Annotated in this window: 11 protein-coding genes and 1 pseudogene; 7 read left to right on the plus strand and 5 right to left on the minus strand. The window is 57.1% G+C overall.

The window, feature by feature from the left end; translation table 11 throughout:
- Window positions 1-64: 64 nt before the first annotated feature.
- The 4 genes from AC066Y_RS42125 to AC066Y_RS42140 form a co-directional block, all read right to left on the minus strand.
- A complete protein-coding gene (locus AC066Y_RS42125) occupies window positions 65-433 on the minus strand; it encodes a helix-turn-helix transcriptional regulator (RefSeq protein ID WP_478278983.1) in 369 nt (122 codons plus the stop codon).
- Window positions 430-792 (minus strand): hypothetical protein, encoded by a 363-nt coding sequence (locus AC066Y_RS42130; protein ID WP_478278984.1) that lies wholly within the window; start codon window positions 790-792, stop codon window positions 430-432. Before AC066Y_RS42130 ends, AC066Y_RS42125 begins: the two co-directional genes overlap by 4 nt.
- Before the next feature lie 103 nt (window positions 793-895).
- Window positions 896-1,798 (minus strand): hypothetical protein, encoded by a 903-nt coding sequence (locus AC066Y_RS42135; RefSeq protein WP_478278985.1) that lies wholly within the window; start codon window positions 1,796-1,798, stop codon window positions 896-898.
- On the minus strand, window positions 1,795-2,322 hold the full coding sequence (locus tag AC066Y_RS42140; RefSeq protein ID WP_478278986.1) for a hypothetical protein: 528 nt from the start codon (window positions 2,320-2,322) through the stop codon (window positions 1,795-1,797). Before AC066Y_RS42140 ends, AC066Y_RS42135 begins: the two co-directional genes overlap by 4 nt.
- Before the next feature lie 215 nt (window positions 2,323-2,537).
- On the opposite strand from AC066Y_RS42140, the gene AC066Y_RS42145 reads away from it, so the two are divergent.
- The 7 genes from AC066Y_RS42145 to AC066Y_RS42175 all read left to right on the plus strand — a co-directional run bounded on the left by AC066Y_RS42145 (window position 2,538) and on the right by AC066Y_RS42175 (window position 11,320).
- Window positions 2,538-4,085: a Fic family protein gene (locus AC066Y_RS42145; RefSeq protein WP_478278987.1), complete on the plus strand. Its 1,548-nt coding sequence runs from the start codon at window positions 2,538-2,540 to the stop codon at window positions 4,083-4,085.
- Window positions 4,082-4,513, plus strand: coding sequence for a hypothetical protein (locus AC066Y_RS42150; protein ID WP_478278988.1), 432 nt, complete (start codon window positions 4,082-4,084; stop codon window positions 4,511-4,513). Before AC066Y_RS42145 ends, AC066Y_RS42150 begins: the two co-directional genes overlap by 4 nt.
- Window positions 4,514-4,549: 36 nt before the next feature.
- Window positions 4,550-5,437 carry a hypothetical protein gene (locus tag AC066Y_RS42155; protein ID WP_478278989.1) on the plus strand — a complete coding sequence of 296 codons (888 nt, stop codon included), beginning with the start codon at window positions 4,550-4,552 and terminating at the stop codon, window positions 5,435-5,437.
- Between the two features lie 52 nt (window positions 5,438-5,489).
- The gene (locus tag AC066Y_RS42160; protein ID WP_478278990.1) at window positions 5,490-5,789 is read left to right on the plus strand and encodes a hypothetical protein; all 300 of its coding nucleotides are present in this window, start codon (window positions 5,490-5,492) and stop codon (window positions 5,787-5,789) included.
- A gap of 632 nt (window positions 5,790-6,421) precedes the next feature.
- Window positions 6,422-6,700: a DNA -binding domain-containing protein gene (locus AC066Y_RS42165; protein ID WP_456718401.1), complete on the plus strand. Its 279-nt coding sequence runs from the start codon at window positions 6,422-6,424 to the stop codon at window positions 6,698-6,700.
- A 1,590-nt stretch (window positions 6,701-8,290) separates the two neighbouring features.
- A complete protein-coding gene (locus tag AC066Y_RS42170) occupies window positions 8,291-9,106 on the plus strand; it encodes a type III polyketide synthase (RefSeq protein WP_478278991.1) in 816 nt (271 codons plus the stop codon).
- Between the two features lie 816 nt (window positions 9,107-9,922).
- Window positions 9,923-11,320, plus strand: coding sequence for a hypothetical protein (locus tag AC066Y_RS42175; protein ID WP_478278992.1), 1,398 nt, complete (start codon window positions 9,923-9,925; stop codon window positions 11,318-11,320).
- A gap of 989 nt (window positions 11,321-12,309) precedes the next feature.
- Here the strand turns inward: AC066Y_RS42175 and AC066Y_RS42180 are convergent.
- Window positions 12,310-12,426: pseudogene (locus AC066Y_RS42180) on the minus strand (dethiobiotin synthase); the annotation flags it as partial.
- Window positions 12,427-12,615: the final 189 nt, after the last annotated feature.

Consider the following 12,615-nt stretch of genomic DNA (forward strand, 5'->3'; position numbering starts at 1 on the left):
CTCCAACGCGTTCACGAAGTCGGGTCGAAAAGCGGCGAAAAAGCCGAAGCGTTCGCGCGCGCCTTCACCCCGACCGGAAATGTTCCAGCTGCCCCGCCCGGCAATCATGAATAAGACGGGCTAGGTCGTTCAATAGCCGGGTCGCCCGTTCGACCGCACTATCTTCTTTTTCTGCAAGCTTGCGGAAGCGAGGGATCATATCGAGATGAACGGCTTCGCGGCGCAACAGCGCGTTGGCCGAAGTGCCGTAGATGTTCGCAAGCTTTTGAAGTTCATCTATCTGGACGCGCCGCTTACCTTGCTCAATTGCGACAAGGGTGGTTCGCACCACGCCGATCTGCGCAGCCGCGTCTGCCTGAGTAAGCTTTGCGCTTTCACGCGCGACCCGCAGCCGCTCACCGATTTCCACATCCGTTAGCCGTTCACCGCTCATTTACTTGCCCGCGTCCACTTCCTGACAAAGGAGCGCGCTCCCAGATCATCCACAAAGCCATTCCATTCAGCAGCACGCCGTTCGAGCATAACTACAAGTTTTTCTTCAGCATCCTTAGCTGAGAGCCCAAGCGCCAGTCCCGTCAGCACTGTGTGGCGACGCACGGCTGGACGAGCTTCGTCCTCGGCCATATCTGCCATGTGATCAAGATGAAGCGTGCCTGCGATGGCGCACTGCTCGAATGCCGCGCTTTTTCGTTGAAATTCGGGATGGATTGCCTCGGCGAAGGTAGGCGCCCGCAAGTCTTCGCAGATATACCTTCCCGGCTCTTCGCTAAGGCCCGCCGCGTGCACGCTCATGCGCCTCAACATGCAGGCCGCGCATACGCCGCACTGAAGTTTCGTCCCGTTGAGCGTGCTCCAACGGCTATCCCGCCAGCACGACTTCGTGTCTTTCCAAGAATCACGGCAGAGCTGCAAATTCGCGCAGCGTCTCTCCCTTGGTATTCCAGAGGCGAGGAAACTTGAATTCCACTGCATGGCCCGTGAGCACTTTCAAGAATCGGCTCATCAGTCGCGTGAACCTGGGATGGTTGCGGTAGTCCGGATAGCCATGACTTACAGTCACTAGCGCCGGGCCAATTGCACCTTGCCCGCTTTCGGGAATAAGAATGTCGCTTGCGTTCGTCAGATAAGCCGCAAGGCCGCTGATCAGCGCAAACTTGAAGCCGCGGCTTCTTGCCGTCGTTTCACCGTTCGTCAGAACCGATTTGAATTTGTACGGTACTTTCGTGAAAGGCTGCAATCGTCCATCGACGACCGGCTTTCCCGCAGCCTTAGCACCGACGCGTACGCGAACAAGTTCTTCGCCAAGCGTCTTTCCTAGAAGCCCAGCCACAGCTCGCGAGTCCATGCCGTCGCTGTATGCGATAACGGCTTTCGTCGGCCGCGGGATCTGCAGGCATTCCTGCACGGGAGAGGATTCGATTTTAGCCCTTTTAACGAACTCAATCTCCCACAGATCGCCGGTCAGGAATCCCAACACTTCATGCAACGCGCCTGAAACGGAGGGATCGCTCCAGCGCATCGGGTCATGAACGGGAATTCGCACTTCGATTTTCCGGGTCCAGCCTCGCGACGGACGCTTGATGGCGCGATCAGAAAACTCGACCGCGGCGGCGACGACCATTGCGTCGTAAATCATCGGCTCCCATCGCGCGAACGCGTAGGATCGCAGGGCGTCGGTGCTGAATTCAAGATCACGATTGAGCTCAAGTCCGATACGGCCTTTCCGAGGGCGGCGGCCCGCCTCGACCACATCAACCGCTCTCTCACTGATCTTCGGCTTGTATGACGTAATGTTCATAGTGGCGGTCCTTCATCTATCCCCGACTGGCGAGGCAGAGTGACTGACCGCTGGGAGGGCAGTTTGCTAAACGATAAGAGCTCTCGGGCGAGGCCGCCGCAGTCGAGCTGCTGTCGGGCTCCGTCCAAGCGGACGCGAACGAAACCGGCGCTGCGGGAAGAAGCTTCGCGTTGATAGTGCTCTTCAATGCCGCGAATGTGGTCGCGCGCCGCGCCTTCCAGCGCATTCGCCAAGGCGGCTTCGGTTGCGGTATCGCCGCTCATTCCGACGGCGACAGCTTCGATTGCGCAGTCGATAAGTTGATGCGTCGCTGCAGAGCCATATTGGCCTTGCCTTAGCAGCTCCAGTCTCTCAATCGTCATGTCTGGAAACAGGGTGCCGCCTCCCAGGATGTCCCGGACCTCGGCGATTGGCGCGCTCAGAATGTCCTTCGTGAGCGCATAAGGGAGGCCTTCCGCAACCTGATCCGACGAGAACGCCGCTTTTGCAGCTCGCTCGGCAAGGTCCTTCCAATGTCTCCTCATGGGGAGACTTCTGTGCGGTCCATCGCTCATCATTGGCTCTAATGTCAGGTATATACCTTGAAATCAATGACAATGTCAAATCTTGAGGGGTGAAGAATTATCACAAGTTTTGGATTGAGCGAATGATTTTTCACGTGTTAAGATGGGTTTTCGAGATTGAGCCGCTGCAGTGAAGAAAAATCGGTGGGCGGAGATTGTTTTTCAGGAGAAGTGCAGTGAGCGCTGAATTTTCAGGACCGGTGAGCGTTTTTCACGATAGGCGATTGCCTCAGCCCGCTGTCCCGGCGGGTTATGCGGCGCTTATTGGCGCTTACAAGCTCTCCGTCCCAGTGCCCCGCATCCTTTCAGCCATCGGCACCAAGCACCGCATCGTTGAACAGGATGGTTGGCGCATCTACACGCCGCGCCATGCGCCTGAGGCCGCACTAGAGGGCCACCTGACTTTTGCCCTCAAGAACGAAGGAGTCGATCTTGCCATCCTGAAGCGGCTTTTCCTCGCCGTCAAAGAAGGAGATATCGCGGAGCTTGTCCGGCAAAAGCCGACCGGCATTTACACGCGCCGCATCTGGTTTCTGTACGAGTGGCTGCTTGGCCGCGAGTTGAAGCTGTCGCTTACAGACAAGGTCTCATATGTGGACGCCATCGATACTGACCTCCAATTTGGAGGGGGCGGCACGAACTCTGCCCGGCATCGCGTTCGCAACAATCTTCCCGGCACGCCGGAATTTTGCCCGCTCGTTTTCAAGACGCCCACGCTAAACGAATTCATCGCGCAGGACTGGAAGGAGCGCGCGCGCGCAGTCGTAAGCGAGGTTCCGAAGGATCTGCTCGCGCGCACGGCTGCTTTCCTGCTGCTGAAAGATTCGAAGTCCAGCTACGTCATCGAGGGAGAAAGACCGCCCCAGGACCGTATTCAACGATGGGGGCGCGCTATCGGAGAGGCGGGCCGCGCGCCGCTCGACGAGCAGGAATTCCTGCGCCTGCAGGGGATCGTTATCGGAGACGAGCGTTTCGTGAAGCTTGGCTTCCGTAAGGAAGGCGGCTTTGTCGGTGAGCACGACCGCGACACGCAGCGGCCTATCCCGGACCACATCAGCGCGCGGCATGAAGACATCGCCTCTCTTATGGCAGGATTGATCGCGTTCGATCACACCGCAGAAAGCGAGATCGATCCTGTTATCGCAGCGGCGGTGCTCGCATTTGGTTTTGTCTATATCCACCCGTTCGAGGACGGCAACGGACGTATTCACCGCTATCTGATGCACCACGTTCTCGCGAGGCGCGGGTTCAATCCGGCAGGTGTTCATTTTCCAGTATCGTCGGCAATTCTTGACCGGATCATTGAGTACAAGGGCGTGCTGGAAAGCTATTCCAGCAGGCTGCTTCCCTGCGTTCAATGGGAGGCGACCCCAAAGAACAACGTGAAGGTTTTGAACGACACCGGGGATTTTTACCGTTTCTTCGACGCGACCCCTCATGCAGAATTCCTGTACGAATGCGTGCGGCAGACAATCGAGCAGGACCTTCCGAACGAGACAAGCTTCCTTCGCAACTTCGATCTGTTCCGGTCCGGCGTCGAAAGCATTATCGACATGCCGGAGCGAACACTGAACAATCTGTTTGGCTTTCTGCGGCAGAATCAGGGGAGGCTTTCGAAGCGGGCACGCGAGAACGAATTCGCCGAGCTAACCCAAGATGAAGTTGCCAAGGTTGAACAATTGTACGCGGACTCCTTTGGTCAAAGCGGAGCCGCAAGTGATTGACGGGGTATCTCATTCAAAGACCGGAAATTTTTTATCCCTTGAAGAATTCGATTCTTGATGGGGCAAGTGATGAAACGCATCAAGATCGACAGCGTAGAGCCGGGAGATATTCTTTTCACAGCACGCCCCGGGGAAGCTTAGTAAAAGCCATCCGCTTCACGACTAGGGGCGTCGTATCTCACGCGATGATATGCGTTCAGCATGGTTCATTTGTCGATTCGACTTCAAGCGGAGTGCAGGCGCGTAATCTGCAGCGCGAACTATTTGAGGACGACGAAACGGCGTTTCACTTCCGTTTGAAAGATAAACCTGATCGCAAGGTGATTGAGCAGATTGTTGACTATGCGCGGTCCGAAATCGGTTCACGCTATTCCAAAAGCGAAGCCGCACGATCAGTCGCTGCAGTCCGCAGGCCAAGATCAAAATGACAATTCTGCTCCCGTCTGGTCGCGCGCGTATACAAGATGGCCGGTATAGAACTTGTGCCGGATGCGGATTACTGCTCACCGGAAGATCTGCGAATCAGCCCACTTTTGACAGAGCTTCCGGTTGATTTCGAGCCGGTATCCGCCGACGAACTTGCATGGACAGCTGGTCGCCCAAATCCAATCCAAGCGATGCATGACGCACAGAACGCTGTGTTGGATGCCGCGCGCTCTGTTGACCCTGAGATAGAGAATTTCAATGATATGTACGGCCTTCTCGTAAAGCGTCCGGAAGCTGATCAGGTCATTGCAGCTGCACTTAAGAGAAGTGGTTATCTCGACATTTGGAAAATTGAAGTCGGGGAGCACCCATGGCGCTATACCCATGGGCTGATAGATAATCTTTCCGCGTCGTTCGAGGCCGTGCGTGACTATTGCATAGGCGCCGTAAAGGAGGCCTACAGTGGCGGAATTCGGTATTCAATCAATCTCGTGCAGCTTCAGGCGCTCCAGCTGCAGCAGCCGCGAGAATGGTTCCGCCTTGAGATTGCATTGTATGAAACGTTGGTACGTAACGATCAGAGCCGCAGGGAGGTGGCTTATGATTGGCTGCAAAGGCATTGCCCGGATCTGCTGGAACAGCACATGGAGCAGATCGAACCTCATACTGAATATTGGTGGTCGTTGATCGATCGCGTCGAGCCAAAGCTTGCAGCTTTATCCCGTCATGCCGTCTCCGCAGAGGGGCGTACCGATATCTGCTCCTCATGCGGAGATCATCCTGCCAATGCATACCGTGTGGTTAACGGCGCGGAGACCATGCCCGGAGTGCCATCCTTGCGTCTCTGCGATGAGTGCCTCGATATTCGGCGTGGCATCATGGGTAATGTGCTGATGCTTTTTTTATCGAGGCCTCGGAAGACGTGATGGATGGCAGAATTCTAATGGCGCACCGTCTTGGAGAGCGGAGGTCTTTTTCTTGACCCAAGCGGCGCAACGAAGAAGCAACGTCTTGGATCCGGCGCAGCTAGTCCGGATCGAAGCCGTGCATCGCGGCTTCCTTTTTCAGCATCCGTACACCGTACAGTGTCTGCTCTCGGCACCCGCGTTGTCGATAGAGAGCGTTGAGGTCGAGAGCGATGAAGATGTCGAGGTATTTGCCGACGACCGGATCAAACTACACGATGCAGCGCGCGCTGTAGGCAAGGGACGATTACTTTTCCGCGGCGCTGAGAGTGTAAAGGCGTCACGGGAGGCCCGCGACACTCTGACTCAGTAAGACTAGAGAGGCTTCCTGGCTCGCGTGTCTCTGGGAAGCCACGGATGATGGCAAGGTCCTCATCGTAACCCTTACAAGCGGTGGATCGGAGATGCCCCCTCTTCTCTGCTCGGTGGCCGTCTCGTCGCCGTAATCCCGCGCGCAGCATACAAGCGTGCTGATCTTCCTCCGGCTTGTAAGCGGCGAATTTGAGAGCTTCACGACGCTCGTGCTCGCGAACCTCTCGGCACTGCCCACAAGTATCGGGTTGGCTTTGCGATCGCCCACCAGTGCTTCCATCAACTTGAGCCAAATTTACCGCATGCCATTCTCGGCAATGTTGCGACGATCATTTCTGCTGGGTCGGCGCCATACCTTGCCCGCAGGTTTCACTCCGCTTTTCGTTGATTTCCCGAGCCTCGAGAATCATCACACGTATCCCAAGCTCATGATCGATGGCATGCTAAGTCGGCCATTCAGTACAGTGACAATAAGGGTGTAACAGTGAAGCATTTCAGATGTCGTTGCGTAAAGCGCATTACCTGATGTGGCATCACCAAAACTATTCCACAATCGGAGGATACTGCGACTGCGCACCAACCTCGCGACGATCCCTTCGTCGCGCCCCTAAAGCTGCCCATGGAGACCTTTCAGTGCAGGAACCGCTGCTCGATTTGACCGTCGATGACATTGCACCATCGGGTGCGAGCCTGACCGTCTATGACCAGGAGCACTTGGCTACATACTGGCGGCTGCTTGACGCTGATGCTGAGGCTGCAGATTGGCGCGAGGTAGCGCGCGTTGTTCTTCACGTTGACCCTGCTCAAGACTGGGATCGGGCGCGTCGCGCTTTTGACAGCCATCTCGCTCGGGCAAAGTGGATAGCAGATGACGGTTATCGGCAGCTTCTCCGCAGTGACGCTCGGAACTAGGCTAGACGAGTGGATTCACCTCGCAACCCATGACGCGTCAAGCCGGCGGAACCCGAATGTCGGCCTTTAAAGAGCCGACTCAATTAATTGAGCTCCAATAAGCAAAACAATCACTGTCCCCGGGTGCGCCCAAGCATGGATGGTAATGCCTTTACTGTGAGCCCTTGCGGCCTAGGCACCTGTTCCGGCGGCGTTGCGGATAACTGGTTCCTGAAAGGCTCACGGCTCGTGGCGGGCATCGCCTAAATACTTGGCGACGACCCGAGCCGATTTCCTCCGACATGTCAGCTACGCGAAATCCCGTCAGTGTATCCGATGCCTGACAGGCCTATCGACGATGGCAACACGGCTTGGCCGCGACGAACTCATATGAGTTCGCACAGAAGAACACGAGCCATTCATTCGCAGAGGCGGATACATTATTTCCAGTCACCTACCAACCTGATCAGTTGATCAAGAAGACAGCCACATGGCATGCATCCGCGTCTGTGAACCTCTCAAGAACGTTGACCTCGGATTGGGTCGAGAAGAATGAAACGGCTGCTCCTGGGCACGATAGTCATCGTCTTGCTGGTCGCAACTGTCGCCAGTCTGGCCGCGCCGCTCTGCGAGCGAAGCGGTTCTGATATCGGTCTCAATCGCGGCGATGGCCGTCGATGTTGGGAATTCGTCAACGCCGCAGATGTGGTCCGTGCGCCATCTCCTGCCCTGACGTATCCTGGTCCAACAGGAAGTCCGGTCGGCGGTGAAATCGGCTTCCGCTGGCGGATCGCCAACTCGGTGTTTGGAATCGCGATGAACGGCACTGCGCCAGTCCCGAGGGCTCTAACGCTAAACTCATTCTGCTGGGCCTTCAGGGTGAACGCAAAATTGTTACCCGTAGCCCCGTTAAGGACCCACTCGGTGACGCCTGGAATGACGTCCTCCTGTACGCAACAGGCGCTACTGCGGTCGTCATCAATAAATATCAGGCCTGCGACCTTGCGACTCAGCTGCCGCTCGTCAACGGCAGCGAGGGCCAACAGGGCTGTGCAGCAGGCGTGGACATAAAGTCTTCTTTTCTGCCCACTTGGCCGCCAGCGCTGAGTACGATTGCGTGCTCATGGCCCTCCGATCGTTGGCTTTTGCTCAACCGGAATCGCAGGCTTTTCCAACGAGCTGCCCGTAGGAACTGCCCGCGTTGGGCAGAACATCAACGTCGGCTTGGTCCACGTGAAAACTAACGGCTGGATGTCGCGGGCGTCCTTGTTGGTGTGAATCCATGTCGAACGACAAGAGGCACTGATGTCCAGAATTTTGGCTGTTGGGACGGCTTTGCCACCGTTTCGGTTCTCTCAGACCGACCTCAAGGCTTTAGCGGGTCACCACTTCGTATCCAGAATGGAGAAGCTGAAGAGATATCTTGCCGTATTCGATCATGCGCTAGTCGATCAGCGGTTCTTTTGTGTTACGCCCGAATGGCTTCTGGGCGAGCATCGCATAAGTGAGACCAACCAGATATATTTGGATTGGGCGAAGGAGCTCGCGTGCAAAGCGACGGTGCTCTGCCTCGACCGGGCTGGGATTTAGCCCGAGCAAGTCGATCGGGATTTGTTCGTCTCGACGACAGGGATAGCGACCCCTAGTCTCGACGTGGACCTGATCTTCAAGGTCGGGTTGCGACCAGATGTGGGACGGACGCCGATTTTTGGCCTCGGATGCGCTGGGGGAGCATCAGGAGTTAGTTTAGCAGGAGCCCTTTGCCGAGCAACCAACGAACGCATTCTCCTCGTTGCTGTGGAGCTGACTTCCCTTACATTCCAACCGAATGATCTCACGCCAAAGAACGTTGTCGCCTCAAGCCTCTTTGGAGATGGCGCTGCCGCGTTATTAATCGGGCCAGCTGAAAGCGGCTCTGGCAAGCTGGATATCGTGAGAAGTACGAGTTTGCTTCACCCGCACTCGACTTCTCTAATGGGCTGGCATTTTGGCGACTCGGGATTTGAAGTCGTGGTCTCCGAGCGCATTCCGTCAATGATTAGCGAATTGATGCCACGTGCGATGAGCTCGTTGCTCGCGGAGGCTGGCGTCGTTCCTGGCCAAGTAAGGAGCTTTATCTTTCACCCTGGCGGGAGAAAAGTATTGGAAGTTTGTGAGCGGGGCCTTGGCAGGTCCTCTGAGAGCTTTTTTTCCAGCTATGAGACGCTTCGACTTCATGGAAATATGTCGAGCGCAACTGTGCTGTTCGTGCTGGAACACGTGCTGGCGCATGAGGAGCAAGCGCCTGGATCATACGGTATCTTAGGTGCCTTCGGGCCAGGCTTCTCAGCCGAACTGACGCTACTAAAATGGGCTGACACGGAAGCAGCACAGCCAAAGCCCGTCGACCTCGAGCCGCCGGGCAACCAATTGACGCGGGTTGCCTAGTCGTGATCGGCATCACCAAACTGTTCGCTTGGTGCTGTCGAGTGCTCGCGTGCCCGAGATGCTGCCGCTGGTCAGGTCTGCTCAGCAGCGTCCGCGAGACCGCTTGCAGTTACAGCATCGCTCCTGAACCGATCTGGCTGCCCCCTCTTAGGTAACCTCAGACGGCGATTTGATCAATTTCCAATCTTCGTCACGGTTTAGTCGCATGCACTGCCCTGCTGGCCTTGAAGGCCGGAAAGCGCTTTCGCTCGATTTTCAGGTACTCGCCGTTCGATGGATGACGCCTTGCGAGTGCAATAATTCAAGCCCGCTCCCGGCGACACTTAACATGTCGCACGTCGCGTCCACCTTCACATCGGTCGCATGCAGAAATTCCTGCACTGTCCGCACCGCGACACGTGCCAAGATCGCGGGATCCGATTCATCCTCTGCGGCCAGAGTCCAGACCTTCTCGGCAGGGCATGCCTTCAACGAAGAGGTCCGCCTCAGTTCGGGCACCATCCGGACGGCATCATCAGAGCACATCCCAGCTCAGTACACACTTTATTTGAGACTATTTTGTAGGTCCCATGATGCTACTCAAAATAGACTCTGTTCGTGCCGGCTCCGACTCAGCCCAGCCAGTCCTTCCGAAAAATGCAATCCGGCATTCCTTGGCGCGTCCCTCGGGTGAGTGTCGCAGTCAGTCAGGCTGGCCAATTTGGCTCTCTTAGGTCTCTAAGCACGTCAGCTTGTCGACAGCTGATCCTAGTAGAGCGAGAACCAGTGAGCGACACTATCTGCTCGGGATTGCGAACCGACTCAAACGGAGGGGACATGGACCCATTTAACAGCATCAACTCATTCAACCAAAATCGCGCTGCTCACAACGCCGCGGAGCCGCAACAGCAGCAAGCGGAGTTTGAGCCGTACTTGGATGAGGGGGCGCAGCTTGATACCAGTGCGGTCGCAGGGGTTCCTATTTCTTCAGATCACTACTATCCTCATCTGTCTGACGAGGACCGTAGACTCACCGAGGTGTTGGAACTTGGGCACCATAGGGCCCGCCCCGAAGACGCAGTTACCAGACGCCTCGGGGGCGCCGCTGCGCAGCACAGCGCGCCGCAGGAAGCTTTAGGTTGGCCGAACGAGCTGACTGCGGAACATCACGGTCAGGATCCGCTGCGAGGGATGATGGGCGAAGCCATCCTAGCATCGTCTCTCATGCCAACCGCGCGCGATCACCAGGCACCGGACCCCGGAGCCGTGCATCACTTCAGCTGGAGCGATAGCTACCAGCCGGCTCCGACCGAATTGACCGGGAGCTCCCCCCTTTCAAGGCACGAGATCCTCATGGGTGAGGATTACACGGGGCAGTTGAGGCCTGCGAAGAGGCAGAGGACGCTAAATCAGCTGGAAGGGGATGCCATTGGGCGCCAGCTGAGCGAGTCCGGCAATTCAGTCGCTCGTGTGCTGATGGAAGACGCCGGCGCACCGTCGCCTTTCGGGCCATCGGTCGGTTCGCCGTTCGTCCTTCCCGCGGAAGACTACGTTCAGGATCAGCTGTGGGCGATGATGGAAGACGCCGGCCCATCGTCCTCTCGCGAGCCGACCGCGCGCCATCACCAAGCCCTGGATTTAGGAGAGGCCGTTCGTTCCTTTAACTCGCGGCACGACGACCAGCACGCGCCTGCTGCCCTTGACAGTAGCAGCGTCCCGCCGAGCCAGGACAGCCGCCCCACCCGTTTCGTGGTTCACAATGACCGCTACACCGCGCTGTTCGTGCCCGCGGCGGAGATGAGGCGAACCACCCCGCTCAATCCGCCAGGCGGTGGCATTCGTCTCGGATCTCGGCCGGAAAACGTTCCGCAGCCCAGCGCGCGGCCTGCGAATCGGGCCTCGCCAGCGTTGCTTGGACGGTCGATGGAGCAAGCCGCTCCGTCGTCCGCCAGGGCCGCGACGACATCTCCGGCGGCCCGCGAGGTTTATGCTGCATCATTCGCCGTTCCCGAGGATTTTTCGCACGGCACCCAACCCGCCTCGGCCACGATGCTCTCGAAGCTCGGCCGCTGGGGCCTGTTGCCCGACGCGACGCAGCCGGTAAAACAATACGACATTCGCGGCGAGCGCTACTTCGCCATCGTGGGGCCGGGAGGTCCCAATGACGTTCGGCTCATCCATGAACCACGAATGGCGCCGACGGACACTCCCGACGCTAGGAGCCCGTCCAGATAGCTCTGGTATCGGGCTCGTTAATGGACGATAGCTTGCTCCAGCGACTCTTACGAGCTTGGCGACCTTATGGGCGGTGCAGATGAGCGCTACCCGTCCCGATGAACTTGCGCGCATCATCGCTCAGCGACTCCTCGTTCAACCGAACGGCCATCGCCTCTTGTTATTGAAGAGCCGGCCGCCAAAGCTGCGAAGAGAAACCTACGGTGTTCTTGACCGCACGTTTAGCGGCATTGCCCTTCGTAAGGCCCTCCTCAAGCCCCGAAATAAAGGAAGCATCCTCGGAGTAAACAGGCTGCTTCCTGCGTCCCATTGAAACCCCAGTCGACTGAACTGGTGCCAACTGATGACGACGGTTCTGGTTGGTCCATCAACCCCAGATGCACATCCTGGTCGTGGCCTTCCGCAGCTCCTCTGGCCAACGCCGTGCTGCGGCGTCGTCGATTCGCCTCGAGTCTATCAGTGCCGTATCTTCGGGATCAGCAATGGTCGGGATACCGGGTGCGATCGCCGTCGCTTTTACGCCGACCGACTTCCGCAGCTGAGCCAGTGCTACGCCGACGTTGCCGCCAACGCCAGTGTCCTGGTTATAGCTCTTGATATCAGCATCCAGCGCCTCTGCGGAAAGCCGGCCAGCAATGCCCTTCCTATTTTTTTTGAGGCAGAGTCGCCGAAACCTCTGAGAGCAGGGCATAGATCCTCCCAACTACGCCACCGACGCTCGCTCAGTTCGCTGAGATCCTGATCCGATAGTAGCAGCACCGAAAACAATGCAGAGATCGAAGAAAAATCGAACTTGTGGTGGAGGCGCGATTAAACGACCCTGCCAATTCTTGCAGGAGATTTGCGGGACTTAGGTCAGTTAGCTTGCTGGATGTTAGTCACTTTTTGGAGATATTTCAGTGTTGATTGTTGAAACCATTTTGAAGCCAGACCGCTTTGGCGGCATCGGACTTTTCTCCGCTACCGCCTTCCACGATGCGCACTGCGCCTCATGGCTTGAAAACATCCCGCCAGAAGGATGCTTTGAAGGCGGCTTGCAGCGTATCCGCCGACATTGGCGCGATCCAGGGCAATCGCCCGAACCACCTCACGCGACCGATATCGCAAAATTGCTCTAACAACATCCGAACTAGCCCGTCCTATTCGTGAGAGTGCGGCTTTTGGGCCTGATTGATGCGGCCGTACATCTGCTCTGACGAGGCGCACAGGATTGCCTTCGGCTTTTCACCGCCTGACGACCGGTACTTTGCAACGCGCTTGAGGTGTAGGTTGGGCGAACGGGGGCGGACGCCCCG

It is taken from the genome of Bradyrhizobium sp. USDA3010, assembly GCF_056429065.1.